Source organism: Mycobacterium sp. NGS63 (assembly GCF_059812295.1).
Genome location: NZ_JCALCJ010000007.1, coordinates 230,470 through 250,961, shown reverse-complemented (window position 1 = coordinate 250,961; position 20,492 = coordinate 230,470). Strand labels below are relative to the sequence as shown.

Below are 20,492 nucleotides of genomic sequence, written 5' to 3'. Positions count from 1 at the left end.
ATCGTTGTTTTGCCCTTGCGCCGAGAGATAGCAGAGTGAACCGCTTCCTTAGTTCAGTCGTCTCATGGCTGCGCGCGGGATATCCGGAGGGCATCCCGGCGACCGACAGCTTCGCGGTGCTCGCCCTGCTGACCCGTCGGCTGAGTAACGACGAAGCCGTGGCCGTGGCGCACGAACTCATGCAGCGGGGCGACTTCGACGACATCGACATCGGCGTCGCGATCACCCAGATCACCGACGAGCTGCCGGCGCCGGACGACATCGAGCGCGTCCGAACCCGGTTGGCAGCCAAGGGCTGGCCGCTCGACGGGCCCCGCGACGGCCTGGGCAGCGGAGACCGCGCATAGCCGTCCTGCGCGCGCTCGGCGTCCCGGCGGGCTCCGCCGCCCCCGTGTTGCTGCCGGCGCTGGCGCGGGTGCTCGACGGCAGCGAACCCGCGCTGGTCGCGGTGCCTCCCGACGACGGCGGCGCCCCGGCGGCGGGCCTGCGCGTGGGCTTGCGGGTGGGTGAGGAGATCGACGACGACGTGGCCCTGGTGGCCGCGACGTCCGGAACCACCGGCGCGCCCAAGGGCGCCCTGCTGACCGCGGCCGCGCTGACCGCCAGCGCGTCGGCCACCCACGCCCGCCTCGGCGGACCCGGGTCCTGGCTGCTGGCATTGCCGCCACATCACATCGCCGGCCTGCAGGTCCTGGTGCGCAGCCTGCTCGCCGGCACCGTGCCCGTCGAGCTGGACGTGGCCGGCGGGTTCGATGTCAGCGAATTGCCCAGTGCGATAAGGCGATTGGGGCCCGGGCGGCGATACACGTCGCTGGTCGCCGCCCAGCTGGCCAAGGCGCTGGCCGACCCGGCGGCCGCCGCCGCGCTGGCCGAGCTGGACGCCGTGCTGCTGGGCGGCGGGCCGGCGCCGCGACCGGTCCTCGACGCCGCCGCCGCGGCGGGCATCGCGGTGGTGCGCACCTACGGGATGAGCGAGACCGCGGGCGGCTGCGTGTACGACGGGGTGCCGCTGGACGGGGTGGCGGTGCGGGTGGCCGACGACGGCCGCATCGTCATCGGTGGGGCGACGCTGGCCAAGGGCTACCGCAACCCAGTCGACCCCGACCCCTTCGCCGAGCCGGGCTGGTTTTACACCGAGGACCTGGGCTCGCTGGATGACGCGGGTGTGCTGAGCGTGCTGGGCCGCGCCGACGACGCGATCAGCACGGGCGGGCTGACGGTGCTGCCGCAGCCGGTGGAGGCCGCGCTGTGCGCCCACCCCGCGGTCGCCGACTGCGCGGTCTTCGGCGTCGCCGACGGCCGACTGGGGCAGCGGGTGGTCGCCGCGATCGTGGTTAGCGACGGCGCCGAGGCGCCGACGCTGGCCGCGTTGCGGGATCAGGTGACCCGCGTTTTGAACGCCACCGCCGCCCCGCGCGAGCTGCACGTCGTCGACGCGCTGCCGCGGCGCGGCATCGGCAAGGTCGACCGGGTGGCGCTGGCGCGCCGGTTCGGACAATAGGCTGGTCGATCGTGAGGGTCGCGCGACGGGAGCTGGCAGCCGTCGCGGTCGGGGGCGTCCTGGTGGCGGCGGCGTTCGTGCTGCCGCGCCTGCACTGGGGAGTCAGGCCGCGGCTGGACGTGGGCCAGGAGCGGTTCGCCACGCACGCCGGCGCCTCGCCGATCTTCGGCGCCTGGGAGATCCACGCCAGCTGGGGAACCGGCCCGGCCATCCTCATCGCCGTGGCCGCCGTCGTGTGGGGACCCGCCGTCGCGCAACGCCTTTCGTGGCGGGCTCTGACGCTGGGCGCGTGGGCCACCGCCTGCGGGTGGGCGTTCGCGCTGGCGATGATCGACGGCTGGCAGCGCGGCTTCGCCGGGCGGCTGACCACCCGCGACGAGTACCTGTCGCAGGTGCCGGGCATCACCGACATCCCGGCCGCGCTGCGCGGGTTCGCAAGCCGGATCGTCGACTACCAGCCCGACTCGTGGGTCACCCACGTTTCGGGGCATCCCCCCGGCGCGTTGCTGACATTCGTGTGGCTGGACCGGATCGGGCTGCACGGCGGCGCCTGGGCCGGCCTGCTGTGCCTGCTGGCCGGCTCGAGTGCGGCGGCGGCCGTGGTGATCGCCGTGCGCGCGCTCGCCGACGAGCAGATCGCGCGCCGCGCGGCGCCGTTCGTCGCCGTGGCGCCGACGGCGATCTGGATCGCGGTGTCGGCCGACGGCTATTTCGCCGGGGTCGCGGCGTGGGGCCTCGCGCTGCTGGCGGTGGCGGTGCACCGTCCCGTGCGGTTCCCCGCGCTGGTCGCGGCCGCCGCGGGGCTGCTGCTGGGCTGGGGCGTTTTCCTCAACTACGGCCTGATCCTGCTGGGGCTGCCGGCGTTCGCGGTGCTGGTCTCGGCGCGCGATTGGCGCGCGGTGCTGCGCGCGCTTGGCCCGGCGGCCCTGACCGCGCTGGCGGTCGCGGTGACCTTCGCCGTCGCGGGGTTCTACTGGTTCGATGGCTATACGCTTGTGCAGCAACGCTATTGGCAGGGGATCGCCAAGGACCGGCCGTTTCAGTATTGGAGCTGGGCCAACCTGGCGTGCGTGGTGTGCGCGATCGGGCTGGGCAGCGTCGCGGGCCTCAGCCGGGTGTTCGACTTCGTTGCCATCCGCCGCCGCTGCGGCTTCCACCTGGTGCTGCTGGCCATGCTGGCCGTCATCGTCTGCGCCGACCTGAGCATGCTGAGCAAGGCCGAGGTGGAACGGATCTGGTTGCCGTTCACCGTCTGGCTCACCGCGGCGCCGGCGCTGCTGCCGGTGCGCTCACATCGGTGGTGGCTGGCGGTCAACGCCCCCGGGGCGCTGCTTGTGAACACCGTCATGGTCACCAACTGGTGATCGAGTGTGAGCCCAGGGCTTTGATTGTGAGCCAGTGGCGGTCTCCGGCCGAATATTCCGCCCACGATTCACACCCAAAGCCATAGATTCACACCCAAGCCGTCACAGACCCACGACATAATTGACTGTGAGCCCAGGGCTTTGACTGTGAGCCAGTGGCGGTCTCCAGCCGAATATTCCGCCCACGATTCACACCCAAAGCCATGGATTCATAGCCCGGCCGCGCGGGTGACCCGCGCGAAGCGGCTGGCGGCCCCGCAGGCGTCGCGCACCACGGCGACGTCGTCGACGACGTCGACGTCGGCTAGGCGCTGCACCGATACCACGTCAATGCCGTTGTCGCGCAATGCCTTCAAGGTCAACGCCCCGGTATCGGCTTGAGACATCGGCACGGCGCGCAGGCATTCGGCCATCGACGGCGCGGTCACCCCGAGCGCCCACCAACCACCGTCGTGGGCCAACCCGAGGATCGCCGGCGCCTCTAGCAGCCGACGCGCGCAATCGGTCAACAGTTCGGCGCTGACCTGAGGGGTGTCCATCCCGATCTGCAGCACCGGGCAGCCCTCGAAGATCGAGCCCGCGTCACAATGGGCGTTGGCGAGCCGGTCGGCGAAGTCGTCACCACGCTGCGGGATCACCGTGAAGGACTCGAGCCGTCGCCGGATCTCGGCGGCGCCCGCGGCCGCGCCGAGGTCGCCCGTGAGGGCCACCACCCGGGCCGCCACCGAAGCGGCGGCCACCGCGTCCAGCGTGTCCAGCAGCGCCGCGGCGGCGATGTCGGCGGCGACGCGGTCGCCGACGGTCGCGGCGAGACGCGTCTTGGCGCGCCCGGGTTCCGGCGCCTTGGCGACCACCAGCAGGCTGACCGGCAGGACGCTCACGAAATCACCTTCCAGAAGTCCAGGATCGCGGTGATGCTGCCCCGCAGCGAACCGCTGACCTTCGACTTGCCGCCCGTGCGCGGGCCGTAGCTGACGTCGAGCTCGACCACCCGCCAGCCGGCGGCCGCAGCCCGGACCAGCAGCTCCAGTGGGTAGCCCGAGCGCCGGTCGGCGACACCGAGATTCAGCAACGCCTCGCGGCCGGCGACGCGCATCGGGGCGATGTCGTGCACCGGCAGGCCATGGCGGGTGCGCAACCGCCAGCTCATCACCACGGTGCCCACCCGGGCGACCCACGGCCAGTGCAGCCCGGGCACCGGGCGCCGACGGCCGATCACCAGGTCGGCGCCCTCGTCCAGCGCGGCGACGAGCCGCGGCAAATCACCGGGGTCCAGCGAGCCGTCGGCGTCGATGACCGCGACGATCGGCGTCGTCGCGGCCACGACGCCCGCGTGGACCGCCGACCCGTAGCCGGGCCGCGGTTCGCTCACCACCCGGGCGCCGTACCGGGCGGCGACCGCGGCGGTTTCGTCGGTGCTGTTGTTGTCCACCACGAGCGGGCAATAGCCGTCCGGAACGGCCGCCAGCACGGCCGGCAGAGACTCCTCCTCGTTGAGGCACGGCAGCACGACCGTGACCGCATCGCCCCGCATCGCCCGACCGCGCTCAGAACCCGGGAAGGTGCCCGGGTTTCGGGGCCTGCTGCGTCGGCTGAGCCGGCTTCGGCGCGACGGTCTGCTGTTGCGTCGGTGGTGGCTTCGGCGCCGCTGTTTGCTGCGTGGGCTGCTGGGTCACCGGGGCCTGGGTGGTCACCGGCGCCTGGGTGGTCACGGGAGCCTGAGTGGTCACGGGCGCCTGCGTCGTCACCGGTGCCTGCGTGGTGGTCACCGGCGCCTGCGTGGTGGTCACCGGCGCCTGCGTGCTCGTGGTCGGCGGCTGCGTGCTCGTGGTCGGCGGCTGCGTGCTCGTGGTCGGCGGCTGCGTGGTGGTCGTCGGCGGCTGCGTGGTGGTCACCGCGGTCGTCGTAGGCGGCGTCGTCGGCGTCGTCGGCGTCGACGGTGTGGTCGGCGGCGTATACGGCGGCTGATACGGGGGCTGCCAGCCCGGGAACGGAATGATGATCGGCACCGGGATCGGCACACCCGGATTCGGGTTGGGCACGAAACCGGGGGTCCCCGGCGTCTCCGGCCCGACGGGGCCGGCCGGCGCCGGCAGCTGCTGCGGACCCGTGCCCCCGCCGGTCGGGGCCGGGATGACGCCGCCCTGGAACCCGGCGTTGGGCGCCTCGGGCGGCGGTGGTGGCACCGGCGCCTGCTGCTGGGTCGGCAGCAGCGGCATGAACTTGCCGGGGGCGGCGTTCTGGTGCCCCACCACCGGCTGCGCACTGGCGGTCGGCCGGACGGCGATGGCCACCGCGGCGGCCAGCGAAGCGAAACCGATGACGGCGAAGGCGATCACGGCGTTGCCGAGCACCAACGACCGTCTGCTCAGCGGCACCCGGCCGGTCGCGGTCGCGTCGTCGTCGTATTCGCCGAAATCGTCGAATTCGGAACCGAATTCGTCCGCTGCGTACGGCTCGCCCTCGTCCGCCATCGAGTACGCCAGCTGCTGTTCCTCGCCGGCCGGCTCGGCAGCGGGCGCGAACGCGGTCTCGTCGCCGGTGAGCCCGGCCGCCGGCGCCATCGCCGTCGCGTCGCCGGTCAGCCCCACCGCCGGCGCCATCGCCGTCGCATCCAAAGCCACGGGCGCGGCGGCCAGCGCCGCGCCGCGGGCGAGCGCAAAGGTGGGGTCTTCGGGAATCTCCACGCGCATGGTCGACGCGTCGCGCAGCTGGTCGGCGACCCGGTTCAGGTTCGACGACGCCCCCACAAGGTAGACGTCCTGCGGGGCGCCGGGCTGGTCGTTGAGCCGGGCCATCATCGTGTCCAACGCGGCGGTGGCGTCGGGTCCCGAGGCCGCAAGCGGCTGCTGGGCCAGCATCGTCGGCGGCGCGTCGTCGCCGCCCGAACCGACCACCGACAGCGTCGCGGTCTCGTCGTCGACCACCAGGACACCGCCGGTCCGGCCGGCCGCGCGCATCAGCGCCGTCACCGCCTGCGACTCCGAGAGCACCGCCACGTTGTGCACACCGGAATCCTCCAGCGCCCGGCGGAGCTGGTCGGCCTGGCCGGCGTCGGGCCAGCACAGCCGGGTGGCGACGAGCCGGTGGTTTTCGTCGGCCAGCAATCGGTTCGTCCCGGCCACGGTCTCGGTCAGGGTGCCGATCGGGTTGCCGCCCAGCTCGACGACGGATTGGTCGATCACGTCCGAGCCCGACCCGACGAGCGCCAAGCGGGCAACGGGACCCGCGACCGCGACCCCCAAAACGACGTCCATCCCGGCTCTCCTTCGGCCTGGCTACCCCGCCACCAGCATGTCCCGGCATCATTGCACTGCGATGCCGTCGGCACCTACGGTCATTCGGTCGACACGTTAGCCTGTGAGCGCAGCGTAACCGGGTTGGCAAACCGCGCCAGGTTATCCGCGGTACCGCACGTTCTCAGCACTGCCGCGTTGGCCGAACGGAGATTATGTTTTCAACTGAGCAACGACGTCGGCGCGGCAGGGGGTTCCCCCGCCCGGCGGCCAACGTTGCGCCACCGATGGCCGTCCTCGATATGCGGGGGGAACCGTGAGTCAGACCAGCGACGACGCCCCTACCGGCCCCATCCGCGGGCGGACACCACCCGCGCCCGCCGGGACGCCAACATCCAGCCGGCGGCGGGACGTCGCCGGCGATCTGACCGCGGCCGCACTGCTCGTGGTGGCGCTGTTGTTGCCGTGGAATCTGTATGTCGGGCTTGGGATCCCGCGCAGCAACACGGTGGTGTCGGCCCTGCTGTTCGTCGCGACGTTGCTGTCCCTGGCCTCGATCGTCCTGGCCGGGTCCTCGCGGTCGTCGAGCGCGCGGTTCAATCCCGCGCTGGCCGGGCGGCTTCGGCTGGCGCTGAACCTCCCCTATGCGCTGCTGGTCCTGGGCTTTGTCGTGTTCGACATCGTCGAGACCGTCCGGTTCGGCGGCACGGTGAACGTGCCGGGCGGTGTCGGACCGGGCGCGTGGGTCGGGATCGCCGGCGCTCTGTTGAGCGCGCAACCGGCGCCCGCCGGCGACGACCCCGACGCCGGCGCCCGGCCCGCGCGGGTCATCGGCTACGCGTCGATGGCGGGTGCGGCGCTGAGCTTCGCCTTCAACCTGTTCTGGCGGGTGCGCTACGCGCTGCACGGCGCGAACGGTTCGTCCGAGTTCGGTAAGCAGAACATCGCCGTCATCGTGACGGCGGTGGTCTACGGCGTGGTGGCGCTGGTCGCCGTCCTGGTCGCGTCGCGCTGGCTGTTGCGCACCACCAGGGCGTCGCGGCTGGCGACGGTGGCCCTCGGCGTGTCCACCCTGGTGGCCGGGGTCCTCGTGTGGATCCTTCCCGTCGGCCGCGACATCGACGCGTTCCACGGCATCGCGCAGAACACCTCGACGGCCGGCGTCGGTTTCGAGGGCTACCTGGCGTGGGCGGCGGCCGCGGCGATCTTCGCGCCGCGGACCCTGCTGGCCCGCCGCGACGCGTCGGCGACCGAGGAGAACGCGTGGCGCGCGGCGGCCCGAAATGGGTTGCTGCTCATCATCGTTTGGTGCCTGGGGTCGATGTTCATGCGGTTCACCGACCTCGCCGTCGCCGTGAGCCTGAACTATCCGTTCTCGCGCTACGACACCCTGGTGCTGGCCGCGTTCGATCTGGCCACCGCGGTGCTCGCGATCTGGTTGCGCATCAACCTCGGCAACGACGCCGTCGCGGCCAGGCTGGTCTCCTCGCTCTGTGGTTTGGTGGCCACCCTGAGCATCTCGCGCGTCGTCGTGGGCGTCGCGCTGGCGCCGCGGTTCGAGGAGTCGCCGAACGCGCCCGCCCCGAACCCGGTCTACGGCAACAACCTTGCGCAACAGATCACCAGCACGTTCGACGTCGCTCTGTGCGTGCTGGCGCTGTGCATTCTCGCGGCCGCGGTCGTCACGGGCCACCTCAGCGGGCGGCGGCTGCGCCGCCAGAAACGCCTCGCCGCCCGCAAGCGCGCCGCCGGTGCCAAAGGCGCCAGCGCGCCGACGACGCGCATCCCGGTCGGCCGGGGCGCCCCGCCGTCGGGGGCGGCGACCACGCGTATCCCCACCGGCGCTCCGCCGCGGCCGGGCGCTTCGCCGCGCATCTTCCGCGGTGACGACTCCGCCACCCGGCAGATCCCCCTGCAGAAGCCCAGGATCTTCCGGCCGCCGAGTTAACGCAAAGGCGCGAAGGCGAATTCGCGCAGTCCCGCGCGCGGATCGATCGCCGCCCGGAATCCCAGCAGCTGCGCGGCGCGGGTGGGATCGGCGACGATGTGGCGCACGTCGCCGCTGCGGTACTGCCCGGTGACCGTTGGGGCGAGCGAGGTGCCGCGCGCGTCGCACAGCGCGGTGGCCACCTCCAGGATTGAGATCGGTTGTCCGGAGCAGACGTTGACGGCGGTGAAGCCGTCCTGGACACTCATGGCCGCGAGGTTGGCGGCAGCTACGTCGTCGACATGCACGAAGTCACGCATCTGGCCGCCATCCTCGAAAACCCTTGGCGGCTCGCCCTTTTCCAGCGAAGAGCGGAAGATTGCCGCCACGCCGGAATACGGGGTGTCGCGCGGCATGCCGGGCCCGTAGACGTTGTGGTAGCGCAGCGCCACCACCGAGCCGCCCGTCGCCTCCGACCACGCCAGCGCGTAGTGCTCCTGCGCGGTCTTGCTGGCGGCGTACAGGCTGCGCGGCCGCAGGGCGGCGTCCTCGTCGACCAATCGCCACGTCGTGTCCAGTCCGCATACCGGACAACGGTTTTCGAAGACTCCGGCGTCGAGGTCGGCGCGCCGCCGCGGCGGCGGATCGACGAGCCCGTGTTCGGGGCAGGCGTAGTGGCCCTGCCCGTAGACCACCATCGAGGACGCCAGCACCAGGCGGCGCACCCGGGCGGCGAACATTCGCGCCAGCAGCACCGTGGTGGCGAAATCGTTGTGGCCGCCGTACGCCGGCGCGTCGGCAGCGTCGACGCCCGCACCCACCATCGCCGCCTGATGACAGACGACGTCCACGCCGTCCAGCAGCGGGGCCAGCGCCTCGCCGTCGCGGAGGTCGACCCGCCGGCATCCCGGCGGCGGCACCGCGTCCGGGCCGTGCGCCGCGGGCAGCAGCGCGTCGACACCGACCACGTCGTGGCCCGCCGCCCGCAGCGCCGCGTCCACCCGCGACCCGATGAAGCCGGCCGCGCCGGTCAGCAACACCCTCACGGCAACTCCACCGGCAGCGTGACCCCGGTGTGCGGCAGGCAGTGCGCGCACGCGCCCTCGTCGGTGACCCGCCCGATCGCCGCGCGGACCAGTTCCTTGAACGGTCCCATGTTCCGTTCGAATTCGGCGAACACGTCGACGGCCTTCACGCCCTCGCCGGCCGCGACGCCGGCGTCCAGGTCGGTCACCAATGCGATTGCCGCATAACATATTTCGAGTTCCCGCGCCAGCACCGCCTCCGGGTAGCCGGTCATGTTGACCAGGGCGAACCCCGCCGAGGCGAACCAGCGGCTCTCCGCCCTGGTGGAAAACCGCGGTCCCTGGATCACCACCATGGTGCCGCCGTCGACCACGCCGGGCAGGCCGGTGGCCGCTTCCCGCAGGCCAGGGCAGTAGGGATCGGCGAAGTCGACGTGGACGGCGCCGGAGTCGAAGTAGGTGTCGGCGCGCCCGCTGGTGCGGTCCACCAGCTGGTCGGGCACCACCACCGCGCCCGGGCCGTTGGCCGGATCCAGGCTGCCGACCGCGCAGGGGCCGAGCACCCGCCGCACGCCGAGCTTGCGCAGCGCCCACATGTTGGCCCGATAGGGCACGGTGTGCGCCGAGAACTGGTGCGTCGCGCCGTGCCGCGGCAGGAACGCGACCTCGCGCCCGCCGACGGCGCCGACCGTGACTGGGGCGCTGGGCGGGCCGTACGGGGTGTCGACGTCGACGTCGCGGGTGCCGGACTCGAAGAACGTGTAGAAGCCGCTGCCGCCGATGACTCCGAGCATCCGACCATTGTGGTGCATAGGGCAGGATGCCCTGGTGGCCAGTTTCGCGCAGTGGGTCTCGGGTGCCCGGCCCCGGACGCTGCCCAACGCGGTGGCGCCGGTGGTGGCCGGCACGGGCGCCGCGGCGTGGCTGGGATCCGCGGTGTGGTGGAAGGCGCTGCTGGCGCTGGCCGTCGCGGTGGCGTTCATCGTGGGTGTCAACTACGCCAACGACTACTCCGACGGCATCCGCGGCACCGACGACGACCGGGCCGGGCCGGTGCGCCTGGTGGGCGCGCGGCTGGCCACCCCGCGCTCGGTGTTGGCCGCGGCGGTGACGAGCCTGTCGGTGGGGGCGGCGGCCGGGGTGGCGCTGGCGTTGTGCAGCGCGCCGTGGCTGATCGCGGTCGGCGCGGCCTGCATCGCCGGGGCGTGGCTGTACACGGGCGGGTCAAAGCCTTACGGCTACGCGGGTTTTGGCGAGGTCGCGGTGTTCGTGTTCTTCGGCCTGGTCGCGGTGCTGGGCACCCAGTACACCCAGGCGTTGCGGGTGGACTGGGTCGGGCTGGTGCTGGCGGTGTCGGTCGGGGCGCTGTCGTCGTCGGTGCTGGTGGCCAACAACCTGCGCGACATCCCCACCGACGCCCGCTCGCAGAAGGTGACCCTGGCCGTGCGGCTGGGCGATGCCCGCACCCGGGTCCTCTACCAAACGCTGCTGGCCACCGCCGGGGCGCTGACCCTGGTGCTCATGGCGGCGACGCCGTGGTGCGCGGTGGGATTGGTGGCCACCCCGCTGGCGCTGCGCGCGGCCGCCCCGGTGCGATCGGGCCGCGGCGGGCCCCAACTGATTCCGGTGTTGCGCGACACCGGGCTGGCGATGGTGGTGTGGGCGATCGCGGTGGCGGCCGCGCTGGCGCTCGCGCGCTGAACGGGCGCACCTAGTCGCCGGGCACGCCGGGCTCGTCGGGTGGCGCCTCCCCGCGCAGCCGGGCCTGCAGCTGTTCGCGCTCCCGGCGCCGGCGTTCGCCGGCCACCGCGAGCGAAGCGGTCGCGCGCCGGCGCAGCGGCCCGAACACCCAGATGCCCAGGGGCATCGCGATGATGAGAGCGAACAACACCGCGACCACGACGGGGAACTGCGCCACCCCCAGCAATCGCGCGACGCCGTAGATCGCGGCGCTGAGGACCAGCACCAGCCCCAGCCGGGCCGCCGTGTACAGCAAAACGTCGACGACCGCGCTGGTCCGCGCACGCTCATGGGTCCCGTTCTCGCCAGGCCGTTCAGACACACCCCGAGCCTACGGCGCAGGTATATTCGCTCGAAGGAGGTGTTGAGTGCTCTACCTGCTGCTCGTCCTGATTCTGGGGACGCTGATCTATGTCGGCTGGCGTGCCGCCCGTTCGCAGACCCACCGGCCGAAGACACGCGTCATCGGTCCCGACGACGATCCAGAGTTCTTGCGGCGGTTAGGGCACGGGGACAACAACCCTCGTTAACTGGCCGCGTTCAGGCCACACCCGGATTGCGTTGGTCGCCGGGGAACCCGTCGGCCACGACGGCCGCCAGCTCGGTCAGCGCTTCGCGCGTGCCTCGCCGCAACTGGTCCAGGCTGATTTCCGCACCCTCTTCCAGGTGCGGGTCGAACGGAATCACCTGCACGGCTCGGCAACGCCGGGAGAAGTGATCGATCACCTTGTTCATGTCGACCTTGCCGGTACGCGGGCGCACGCCGTTGATGACGGCGATGGAGTCGCGCACCAGCGCTTCGTGCCCGTGCGCGTCCAGCCAGTCCAGCGTGGCCGAGGCGCTGCGCGCGCCGTCGATGGATCCCGAGGCGATCACGAGCAGGACGTCGGCCTTCTCCAGCACCGACGACATCACCGAGTGCAGCAGCCCGGTACCGCAGTCGGTGAGCACCAGGCCGTAGAACCGCTCGAGAATATTCAGCACCCGGCTGTAGTCGTCGGCGCCGAACGCCTCGGAGACGGCCGGGTCGGTCTCCGACGCCAGCACCTCCATCCCACTCGGACCTTTCGACGTGTAACGGCGGACGTCGCTGTAGCGCTCGATGGTTCCCGCGTCGTGCAGCAGCTGGCGCACCGTCGCCGCGGTCTCCAACGGGATCTTCTGGCTCAGGGTGCCGCGGTCGGGGTTGGCGTCCACGGCCACCACCCGGTCGCCGCGGATGGAGGCGAAGGTCGACCCGAGCGTGGCGCTGATCGTGGTCTTGCCGACGCCGCCCTTCAGCGACAGCACCGCGACCCGGTAGCAGCCCCGCAGGGGCCGGTTGACCTGGGCCACCAGGTTGTTGTGCCGCGCGGCGCGGGGGCTCTCGCCCAGGTTGATCAGCCGGCCCGACAGGTCGTATACCAGCCGGCGCCACCCCTCCGATGGCGGCGGTTTGACGGGCCGCAACAGCATGCCGGTGGACAGTTCGGGATACGGCGTGTGCGGGAGCGCCTCGCGCCGGTACGGGGTGGCCTGGGCCTGGGCGGGCGGCGGCTCGGCGGGGCCGTTGTAGTAGGCGCCGAACGCCGTCGGGTCGACGCGGGCGATGCCGGTGGCCGGTGTGGAGTCCCACGGCGGCATCCCCGTCGGCACGCCGCCGGGGGCGGTGGGCGCCGCGGCCTGCCGCCGCTCGGGTCCCGGGACCCGGCGCTCGGTGCGGAATCCGGCGAAAGCCCGGGTCGGCGCTTCGCCGGTCTCGGCCGTCGGTTCCGCGGGCTGCTGGGGCGGCATCTGCGTGGTCGGCGGTTCGGGCGCCCCCACGCCCGTCGTTGGATGGTCGGACACCTGCACTCCCCCTTGTTTGGGCTTACCTAGGTCGGTCGCTGACTGTCATCCCACACCCGCATACGAATGCGGGCCCACAGTCACCAGGTTAACGAAGAACACGCGGACGAAAATGGCACGCCTGCCCCAGCAGTCCTAGAGAAAGTTGGTCCCGACGCTCAGTTGGTCGCTGGGGAACCCGTCGGCGACCACAGCCGCCAGCTCGACAATCGCCTCGCGGGTCTCCCGTTTCAACTGCTCGAGGTGGATTTCGGCGCCTTCCTCAAGGTGTGGATCGAAGGGCACCAGCCGCACCGCGTTGCAGCGCCGGGCGAAGTGCTCGACCACCTTTTGCATGTCGACCTTGCCGGAACGCGGCCGTACCGCGTTGACGATCGCGATGGACCTGCGCACCAGGTCTTCGTAGCCGTGGGCATCCAACCAGTCGAGCGTCGCCGAGGCGCTACGCGTCCCGTCGATGGATGCGGAGCTGACCACGATCAGAACATCGGCCTTTTCCAAGACCGCCGACGTCGCCGAGTGCAGCAGCCCGGTACCGCAGTCGGTCAGCACGATGCCGTAGAACCGCTCGAGGATTTCCAGGGTGCGGGCGTAATCCTGGGCGCTGAAAGCCTCGGAGATCGCCGGATCGCTTTCCGACGCAAGCACTTCCAGCCTGCTCGGTCCCTGGTTGGTGTAGCTGCGCACATCGCCGTAGCGCCGGATGCCGTCGGCGTCGCGTAGCAGGTGCCGCACCGTGGCCGAGGTCTCCTGCGGCACCTTCTCGCTGAGCGTGCCGCGGTCGGGGTTGGCGTCGACGGCCACCACGCGGTCACCGCGAACGGAGGCGAAGATGGCGCCCAGGGCGGCGGTGATCGTGGTCTTGCCAACGCCGCCCTTCAACGACAACAGCGCGATCCGATAGCACCCGCGAAGCGGTTGGTTGACGTGGACCATCAGGTCGCGATAGTGGAGGGTCCGGGGACTCTCGCCGACGTTGATCAGCTGGCCCGACACGTTGTACAGCCACCGCCGCCAACCCTCCGACGGTGGCGGTTTGATCTGCCGCAACAGTGAGCTGGTGGACAGCTCCGGATACGAAATGGGTGCGGCGAGCGGCTCGCGGTATCGAGGACCCGACGATGTGTCACCCGACATGCCGTAGTAGCGCCCGTACGGGGGTGACTCCACGCCCGGCAAATGTGCCTCATCGGGTGTCTCCGCCCAGGCCCGCGGTTCAGCGCTCGTCGGCGGCGTCGGCACCACGTTCGTCGGGGGATCGTTCAACTTGCGCTCGACGTGCAAACCCCAGTTGGCCCCCGGCGGCGCATCCGGACCGGACTGTGTGGACGGCTCGGAGGAGTACCCGGAGGCGTACCACGGCGGTGGGGTCTTCGGCCTGATGGCACCGTTAGCGCCTCCGTCACCGTCCGGCCCACCGACGCCCGTCGTTCGGTCCTCGGACACGTTGTACTTCCCCTTGCAATTCTCGGATCAAATTCGTCAGTGTCATCCCACCCCTGCGTAGGAGTGCAGGCCGACGGTCACCAGGTTGACGAAGAACAAGTTGAAGACCATGGCCACGAATCCCACGACGTTGATCCATGCGGCCTTCCTGCCCCGCCATCCCGCGGTTGACCTAGCATGCAGATAAGTTGCGTATACCACCCAGGCGACGAACGAAACGGTCTCTTTCGGATCCCAGCCCCAGTACCGGCCCCAGGCCTCCTCGGCCCAGATGGCCCCGAAGATGACCCCGAAACCGAACACCGGGAACGCGAAGATCGTGGTGCGATAGGCGACGCGGTCAAGGGTCTGGGCGTCGGGCAGGCGCCGCACCACCCGGGCCAGTGTGCCCTCGGCCGATGGGTCACTCAGCCGCGACGTGCGCAGCAGGAACAGGATGCTGGCGATGCCGGCGACCATGAACACGCCCGAACCCAGGCTGACCACCGAGACGTGGATGGGTAGCCAGTAGGACTGCAGCGCGGGCATCACCGGCGCCGCGTTGGCGTAGAGCCAGCGCCCGGAAACCGTCAGCAGGATCAGCACCGGGACGAGCAGAAAGACCCACAGGGCCCGGTACTGCGGGCGGCGCAACACGACCGCGCCGGCGACAAGCCCGCAGCAGCAGGTCAGGTTGATGAATTCGTACATGTTGCCCCACGGCACCCGCAGGGTGGCCAGGCCGCGCAAGACGATGCAGGCCAGCAGCAGCCCGATGCCGAGGTAGACCACGGCCAACCCGGCCCGCCCCACGCGTTCGTCGACCGGTCGCCGGTCGCTGTCCGCCACGACGCCGGGGACGGCGCTGTCGGCGGCCACCGCGCCGGCCAGGACGGCGGCGCGGTTCTCGGAGCGTCGCGCCCCGACGTACGCCAGCTCGAAGGCCAGCAGCAGCAGCGCGACGACCAGGGCCACCACCGCCGACGTGAAGGCCCAGTCGGAGAAGCGCGCCAGCCCGATGTTGATGTGTGTCGTGTTCATGTGACGTCCTGTGGGCTCGTGGCCGGTTGGGGGACCGGCGCCGGTGCCGGCTCGCCGAGCCCGTCGAGTATCCGCTCGGTCAACCGCTCGAACTCGTCGCCCCACCCGGAGTTGTCGGTGCGCGCCAGCCCGCCCAGCTCGACGTTCACCGTACCGGCCGCCTCGGCACTTCCCGCAGTGAGCCTGACCCACACCCTGCGGCGGCGCACCAGCAACGACACCAGCAGCCCGGCCATCATCGTGACGGCGAAGACGAGCACCCACGTCTGGCCCGGGTCGTGGGAGACCTGCAGGTTGACGAACGGCACCGCGCCGTCGAAGCGGACGACGGTGCCGTCCTGATCGAGGCGCACCTCCTGGCCGGCGCGCAGGTTGACCCGCTTCGCCTTGGTCAGCCGGCCCTGCTCGATGAGCCGCGGGTCCAGGGTGAACAGCGACTGCGGCCGCCCGGTGTCCAGGCCGGTGTCGCCGCGGTAGATGTCGACGGCCACCGCGGGCGCGTTCAGGGCCGGGAACCGCGACGACAACAGGGTGCCGTCGAGTTGCTCGGTGGGCGCCAGGAGGCCCTGGATCGCGATCTCGTGTTGGCGGCGTTCGGCGGCAGTGGGGAAGGTGCCGGCGGGCGGGTCGATGCGCGCCACCCCCGACGAGAGGAGGGTCTGCGGGTTGTCGGGCCGCCACTGCACGGTCGACGTGCGGGTGCGGCCGTCGGGGAACGTCACGGTGAAGGTGGGCGCGTAGCCGTGGCCCTGCAGGTACACCCGGTCGCCGCCGACGCGCAGCGGGTGGTTGACCTCCAGCCGGTAGGGCCGCCAGTTGTTGGCGGCCAGGTCGCGGCCGTCCTGGTAGTCGATATCGGCGGCGAACGAGGTGGCCTGCCCCGACGGCAGGTAGTGGGCCTGAAAGTCGTTGACCCGGATGCAGATTGGGTGCAGCGACGTGCCGTCGACGGTATTGCCGGCGCGGAAGGAATCGAACGCGGCCGGCGACGCCGAGCAGAAGCCGGGCCCGCCGTCGGCGATGACGATGACGTTGCCCTCGTAGCCGAACAGCTTGCCGACGGCCACCGCGACCAGCAGGCCCAGCAACGAGAAGTGGAAGGCGATGTTGCCGAACTCGCGCAGGTAGCCCTTCTCGGCGGACACCTCGACCGTGTTCGCGTCGTCGGGGTCCGGGTGGCGGATGGCCGTGCGCCAACCGCGCAGCCGGCCGGTGATCCGGTTCGCCAGGGCATTCAGCTCCACGGGGTCGGCGCGCAGCTCGGCGCCGGCGTGCTTGGGCAGCCGGGTCAGGTTGCGCGGCGCGGCGACGGGCGCGGCGCGCAGGCTGCGCGCGTGCTCGATCATCCGCGGGGTCAGGCAGCCGACCAGGGAGACGAACAGCAGCACGTAGATGGCGGTGAACCAGAAGCTGGAGAACACGTCGAAGGCCTGCAGCCGGTCCAGCCAGGGCCCGATCACGGGGTGGGTCTTGAGGTAGTCGTCGACCTTGCCGGCGTTGAGGCTGCGCTGCGGCAGCAGCGCGCCGGGGATCGCGCCCAGCGCGAGCAGGAACAGCAGCACCAGCGCGGTGCCCATCGAGGTCAGCGCGCGCCAGGTGTTGCGGGCGGTGGCGAGCAGACGCAAAAGCACCCCAAAATGGCGCATTTTGGGTGCTTTTGCGTCTGCTCGCGCCACTAGATCGGCAGCCTCACGTCGGAGACGAACGCGTCGCGCAGCCAGGAGATGAAGTCGTTCCACACCCCGGTGACCAGCAGGACACCGACCGCGATCAGCAGCGCCCCGCCGAAGATCTGGATCGCCCGGGTGTGCCGCCGCAGCCAGCCCAGCGCCCCCACCGCGCCCGCCGAGCCGAACGCCAGCGCCACGAACGGGATCCCCAGCCCGAGGCAGTAGGCGATCACCAGCGCGACCCCGCGCGCGACGTTGGCGCCGTCGGTGGCCGAGGCGACGGTGATCACCCCGGTCAGCGTCGGCCCCAGGCACGGCGTCCACCCGAGCGCGAAGACCGCGCCGAGCAGCGGCGCCCCCGCCACCGTCGTCAGCTGCCGCGGGCTGAACCGGGCCTGGCGCTGCAGGGCCGGGATCAGGCCGACGAACACCAGCCCCATCACGATGGTCAGCACGCCCCCGGCCCGCTGCAGCAGCAGCTGGTTGGTGATCAGCGTGGTGGTCATGCCCAGCACGGCTACGGTGCCCAGCACGAACACCGTGGTGAAGCCGGCCACGAACAACGCCGCGGATCCCGCGACCCGCCACCGGGCGCTCGGTGGGGCCTTAACCGCGCCGCGCCCTGGCTCCTCATCTACCCCGACGACCGCCGCCAGGTACGACAGGTAGCCGGGCACCAGCGGCACCACGCACGGCGAGGCGAACGACACCAGCCCCGCCAGCAAGCACACCCCCAGCGCCACCAGCAGCGGCCCGGCGGCGGCGATCTGCGCGAAGCCGGTCATTCTTTGGCCACCCGCTGCACCACCGGCTGCAGGTCGGCGGCCAGCAGTTCGCGCAGGAACACCGCGGCCACCCGGTGCTGGCGGTCCAGCACCAGCGTCGACGGGATCACGGTGGTCGGGTACTTGCCGCCGAACGCGATCAGGGTGCGCATCGCCGGATCGTAGATGGACGGGTAGCTCACGTGGTGGTCGTCGACGAAGTCCAGGGCCGCCTGGCGGTTGTTGTCGCGGACGTCGATGCCGAGGAACGAAACCGAGCCACCCCGGGTGGCGTCATACACCTGCTGCAGCTGGCCGATCTCGGCCCGGCACGGCCCGCACCACTGCCCCCAGATGTTGACGACGACGACCTGCCCGCCGAAGTCGTCCAGCGACCGCGTGTGCGCCGGGTCCGCCAGGTCGGGACCCGACAGCGGGCCCGGGCGGCCGCGGCTGGCGGGCGGGTCGTAGTAGATGTCGGTCTTGCCGCCGGGCGAGACGAATTCGAAGGTGCCGCCCTGCGCGACGGCATCGCGGCCGGAGCAGCCGGCCAGCACCATGGCCATCAAGATGGCCACTGCCGCCCCGGCCATCGCCAGTCGCCGCACGATCAACCGCCCGCCGGTTCCCGATACTCGACGTCGACCAGCCGGTCGCCGTCGTAGACGAAGGTCGTCACCGAGCCCAGGCCGCACTCGCGCCGCCGCGGGTCGTGCCACAGCCGCCGGCCGGTCAGGTGCAGCCGCACCGTCCACACCGGCAGCTGGTGACTGACGCACACCACCTCGTGGCCGGTGCCGCGGGCGCGCGCCTTGTCGACCGCGGTCGCCATGCGGGCCGCGATCTCGGCGTAGGGCTCGCCCCACGACGGGGTGAACGGGTTGCGCAGCCGCCACCAGAACCGCGGGTCGCGCCACGCGCCGTCGCCGGGACCGACCCGGCGGCCCTCGAAGAAGTTGGCCGACTCGATCAGGTCGGGGTCGGTGTCCACCGGCAGGCCGTGCCTGGCGGCGATGGGCGCGGCGGTCTCCTGGGCCCGCTGCAGCGGGGAGGCGATGACCGCGACGACGTCGCGGCCGGCCAGCGCCTCGGCGACCGCCTCGGCCTGGGCCCTGCCGTTGTCGGACAGGTGGAATCCGGGCAGCCGCCCGTACAGGACCCCGCTGGGGTTGTACACCTCGCCGTGGCGCACCACATGGACCCGGGTCGTCTCGGCCATCAGGGCTTGCCCTCCTGGGCGGCCGCGCGCGCCGCGACGGGCAACGCGGCGCCGATCCGTTCGAACGCGGCGTCGTCGAGGGCCGTCGAGACGAACCACGCCTCGAAGGCGCTGCACGGCGGGTAGACGCCCGCGTCCAGCAGCGCGTGGAAGAACGGCGGATAGCGCCACGTCGCGCTGGAGCGCGCGGAGGCGAAGTCGGTGACCGGCGTCTCGGAGAAGAACACGCTGAGCATGTTGCCCCCACGCGAAACCTGATGCGGCACACTCTCTTTGGTCAGCGCGTCGGAGAGCAGGCCGGCCAGGCGGTCGGCGTTGGCGTCCAGCGCGGCGTAGGCCGCGTCGTCGGCGGCGCGCAGCGTGGCCAGGCCGGCGGCCACCGCCACCGGGTTACCCGACAACGTGCCGGCCTGATACACCGGCCCCAGCGGGGCGAGTCGCTCCATCACGTCGGCCCGGCCGCCGAACGCGGCGGCCGGCAACCCGCCGCTCATCACCTTGCCGAAGGTGAACAGGTCGGCGGCGACCGGATCGATTCCGTACCAACCGCTTCGGCTGACCCGGAAGCCCGTCATCACCTCGTCGACGATCAGCAGCGCGCCGTGCTCGGCGGTGATCGCGCGCAGCGCCGCGTTGTAGCCCGGGCCCGGCGGGACGACGCCCATGTTGCCCGGGCTGGCCTCGGTGATCACCGCCGCGATCTGGTCCCCATGGCGCGCAAAAGCCTCCCGCACCGCGTCGATGTCGTTGTAGGGCAACACGATCGTGTCGGCGGCCGCGGCCCCGGTGACCCCCGGCGAGGACGGCAGACCAAGGGTCGCCACCCCGGAGCCCGCGTCGGCCAGCAGGGCGTCGACGTGGCCGTGATAGCACCCGGAGAACTTGACGATTTTGGCGCGGCCGGTGTAGCCGCGGGCCAACCGGACGGCGCTCATGGTGGCCTCGGTGCCGGAGTTCACCAGCCGGATCCGCTCGACGGGCGCCACCCGCTCGATGATCTCGGCGGCCAGCCGGCTCTCCGCCGGTGTCGGCGCCCCGAAGGATAGGCCGGAGGCGGCGGCCGTGGCGACGGCGTCGACGACGGCCGGGTGGGCGTGGCCCAGGATCATCGGCCCCCAGGAGCAGACCAGGTCGACGTAGCGGTTGCCGTCGGCGTCGGTGAGCCAGCAGCCGCGCGCCTCGGTGATGAAGCGCGGGGTGCCGCCGACCGCCGTGAACGCGCGCACCGGGGAGTTCACCCCGCCCGGAATGACGGCGCAGGCATCCTCGAACAGCCTCGCCGACGCGGTCACCGCGGCCGGGGCGCGCGCGGCCGCCTGGTCACTACCCATGCCGACCAGTGTTCCAGCCGCCGCCGATCGTTCAACTACAGGGTGTAGCAGTCAGGCGTCCTGGTTGTCGGCCTCCTGGGCGGCAAGCAGGTCGCGCCGGGCGGCTTCGCGCTCCCGTTCGGCCGCGCGCACGTGTTCGGCGACGTCGCCGAGGCCCTCGGCGACCGCCGCCTCGTGGACCTCGGCGGCGCGCTCGTGCGCGGCGCCGGCCTGGTAGTGGCGATGCACCGCGCGCTGGTGGGCCTCCTGGTCGCGCTGGTGGCCGCGCTCGGCTCGTTCGGCGGCGCGCTTGACGTCCTCGGCCGTGACGACCTTGCGCGCGGCGAGTTCTTCCCCCCTGCGCAGCAGCTCCTGGGCGCGCCTGCCGGCCTCGTCGCCCGGTGAATCAACCATGAGGCGACACTACGCTTACGCTGGGCAAA

General features: G+C 71.8%; 21 protein-coding genes. 6 read left to right on the top strand and 15 right to left on the bottom strand.

Annotated elements, in window-relative coordinates:
- The first annotated feature begins 35 nt into the window (after positions 1-35).
- From AC5Y4Z_RS19625 to AC5Y4Z_RS19615, 3 genes are all read left to right on the top strand, one after another.
- Positions 36-347, top strand: a complete 312-nt coding sequence (locus AC5Y4Z_RS19625; protein ID WP_499966309.1) for a DUF3349 domain-containing protein — start codon at positions 36-38, stop codon at positions 345-347.
- Between the two features lie 68 nt (positions 348-415).
- Positions 416-1,501 carry an o-succinylbenzoate--CoA ligase gene (gene menE, locus AC5Y4Z_RS19620; protein ID WP_499966380.1) on the top strand — a complete coding sequence of 362 codons (1,086 nt, stop codon included), beginning with the start codon at positions 416-418 and terminating at the stop codon, positions 1,499-1,501.
- 11 nt (positions 1,502-1,512) lie between these two features.
- On the top strand, positions 1,513-2,865 hold the full coding sequence (locus AC5Y4Z_RS19615) for a hypothetical protein (RefSeq protein ID WP_499966308.1): 1,353 nt from the start codon (positions 1,513-1,515) through the stop codon (positions 2,863-2,865).
- A gap of 209 nt (positions 2,866-3,074) precedes the next feature.
- Here AC5Y4Z_RS19615 and AC5Y4Z_RS19610 read toward each other — a convergent pair whose 3' ends face one another.
- From AC5Y4Z_RS19610 to AC5Y4Z_RS19600, 3 genes are read right to left on the bottom strand one after another with little or no spacing between them, the layout of a single operon-like run.
- On the bottom strand, positions 3,075-3,746 hold the full coding sequence (locus AC5Y4Z_RS19610; protein ID WP_499966307.1) for a TIGR04282 family arsenosugar biosynthesis glycosyltransferase: 672 nt from the start codon (positions 3,744-3,746) through the stop codon (positions 3,075-3,077).
- Complete coding sequence (locus AC5Y4Z_RS19605; protein ID WP_499966305.1) at positions 3,743-4,399, bottom strand: glycosyltransferase family 2 protein; 657 nt, start codon at positions 4,397-4,399, stop codon at positions 3,743-3,745. Before AC5Y4Z_RS19605 ends, AC5Y4Z_RS19610 begins: the two co-directional genes overlap by 4 nt.
- A 13-nt stretch (positions 4,400-4,412) precedes the next feature.
- Positions 4,413-6,122, bottom strand: a complete 1,710-nt coding sequence (locus AC5Y4Z_RS19600; RefSeq protein WP_499966303.1) for a DUF7159 family protein — start codon at positions 6,120-6,122, stop codon at positions 4,413-4,415.
- Positions 6,123-6,417: 295 nt separating this feature from the next.
- Here AC5Y4Z_RS19600 and AC5Y4Z_RS19595 point away from each other — a divergent pair, with 295 nt between their 5' ends.
- Complete coding sequence (locus tag AC5Y4Z_RS19595) at positions 6,418-8,049, top strand: DUF7937 domain-containing protein (protein ID WP_499966301.1); 1,632 nt, start codon at positions 6,418-6,420, stop codon at positions 8,047-8,049.
- Here AC5Y4Z_RS19595 and AC5Y4Z_RS19590 read toward each other — a convergent pair.
- Positions 8,046-9,074, bottom strand: coding sequence for an NAD-dependent epimerase/dehydratase family protein (locus AC5Y4Z_RS19590; protein ID WP_499966299.1), 1,029 nt, complete (start codon positions 9,072-9,074; stop codon positions 8,046-8,048). The genes AC5Y4Z_RS19595 and AC5Y4Z_RS19590 overlap by 4 nt on opposite strands.
- A complete protein-coding gene (locus AC5Y4Z_RS19585) occupies positions 9,071-9,847 on the bottom strand; it encodes an S-methyl-5'-thioadenosine phosphorylase (RefSeq protein WP_499966297.1) in 777 nt (258 codons plus the stop codon). Before AC5Y4Z_RS19585 ends, AC5Y4Z_RS19590 begins: the two co-directional genes overlap by 4 nt.
- Before the next feature lie 34 nt (positions 9,848-9,881).
- Between AC5Y4Z_RS19585 and AC5Y4Z_RS19580 the strand changes: the two genes are divergently transcribed.
- Positions 9,882-10,754, top strand: coding sequence for a 1,4-dihydroxy-2-naphthoate polyprenyltransferase (locus AC5Y4Z_RS19580; protein WP_499966295.1), 873 nt, complete (start codon positions 9,882-9,884; stop codon positions 10,752-10,754).
- A gap of 10 nt (positions 10,755-10,764) precedes the next feature.
- Here the strand turns inward: AC5Y4Z_RS19580 and AC5Y4Z_RS19575 are convergent, their stop codons facing one another.
- Positions 10,765-11,115 carry a DUF4229 domain-containing protein gene (locus tag AC5Y4Z_RS19575; RefSeq protein WP_499966293.1) on the bottom strand — a complete coding sequence of 117 codons (351 nt, stop codon included), beginning with the start codon at positions 11,113-11,115 and terminating at the stop codon, positions 10,765-10,767.
- 46 nt (positions 11,116-11,161) lie between these two features.
- Here AC5Y4Z_RS19575 and AC5Y4Z_RS19570 point away from each other — a divergent pair, with 46 nt between their 5' ends.
- Positions 11,162-11,323 carry a hypothetical protein gene (locus tag AC5Y4Z_RS19570; RefSeq protein WP_499966291.1) on the top strand — a complete coding sequence of 54 codons (162 nt, stop codon included), beginning with the start codon at positions 11,162-11,164 and terminating at the stop codon, positions 11,321-11,323.
- 10 nt (positions 11,324-11,333) lie between these two features.
- Here AC5Y4Z_RS19570 and AC5Y4Z_RS19565 read toward each other — a convergent pair whose 3' ends face one another.
- The 9 genes from AC5Y4Z_RS19565 to AC5Y4Z_RS19525 form a co-directional block, all read right to left on the bottom strand.
- Positions 11,334-12,620, bottom strand: a complete 1,287-nt coding sequence (locus AC5Y4Z_RS19565; RefSeq protein WP_499966289.1) for a MinD/ParA family ATP-binding protein — start codon at positions 12,618-12,620, stop codon at positions 11,334-11,336.
- A gap of 135 nt (positions 12,621-12,755) precedes the next feature.
- On the bottom strand, positions 12,756-14,066 hold the full coding sequence (locus AC5Y4Z_RS19560) for a MinD/ParA family ATP-binding protein (protein ID WP_499966287.1): 1,311 nt from the start codon (positions 14,064-14,066) through the stop codon (positions 12,756-12,758).
- Positions 14,067-14,108: 42 nt separating this feature from the next.
- A complete protein-coding gene (ccsB, locus tag AC5Y4Z_RS19555; protein ID WP_499966285.1) occupies positions 14,109-15,086 on the bottom strand; it encodes a c-type cytochrome biogenesis protein CcsB in 978 nt (325 codons plus the stop codon).
- Positions 15,083-16,732 carry a cytochrome c biogenesis protein ResB gene (resB, locus tag AC5Y4Z_RS19550; RefSeq protein ID WP_499966283.1) on the bottom strand — a complete coding sequence of 550 codons (1,650 nt, stop codon included), beginning with the start codon at positions 16,730-16,732 and terminating at the stop codon, positions 15,083-15,085. Before resB ends, ccsB begins: the two co-directional genes overlap by 4 nt.
- A 29-nt stretch (positions 16,733-16,761) precedes the next feature.
- Positions 16,762-17,541: a cytochrome c biogenesis CcdA family protein gene (locus AC5Y4Z_RS19545; protein ID WP_499966282.1), complete on the bottom strand. Its 780-nt coding sequence runs from the start codon at positions 17,539-17,541 to the stop codon at positions 16,762-16,764.
- A complete protein-coding gene (locus AC5Y4Z_RS19540; RefSeq protein ID WP_499966281.1) occupies positions 17,538-18,113 on the bottom strand; it encodes a TlpA disulfide reductase family protein in 576 nt (191 codons plus the stop codon). The genes AC5Y4Z_RS19545 and AC5Y4Z_RS19540 overlap by 4 nt, the downstream gene beginning before the upstream one ends.
- 17 nt (positions 18,114-18,130) lie before the next feature.
- Positions 18,131-18,739, bottom strand: coding sequence for a histidine phosphatase family protein (locus tag AC5Y4Z_RS19535; RefSeq protein WP_499966279.1), 609 nt, complete (start codon positions 18,737-18,739; stop codon positions 18,131-18,133).
- On the bottom strand, positions 18,739-20,070 hold the full coding sequence (gene hemL / locus AC5Y4Z_RS19530; RefSeq protein ID WP_499966278.1) for a glutamate-1-semialdehyde 2,1-aminomutase: 1,332 nt from the start codon (positions 20,068-20,070) through the stop codon (positions 18,739-18,741). The genes AC5Y4Z_RS19535 and hemL overlap by 1 nt, the downstream gene beginning before the upstream one ends.
- 51 nt (positions 20,071-20,121) lie before the next feature.
- Positions 20,122-20,463: a hypothetical protein gene (locus AC5Y4Z_RS19525; protein ID WP_499966277.1), complete on the bottom strand. Its 342-nt coding sequence runs from the start codon at positions 20,461-20,463 to the stop codon at positions 20,122-20,124.
- Positions 20,464-20,492: the final 29 nt, after the last annotated feature.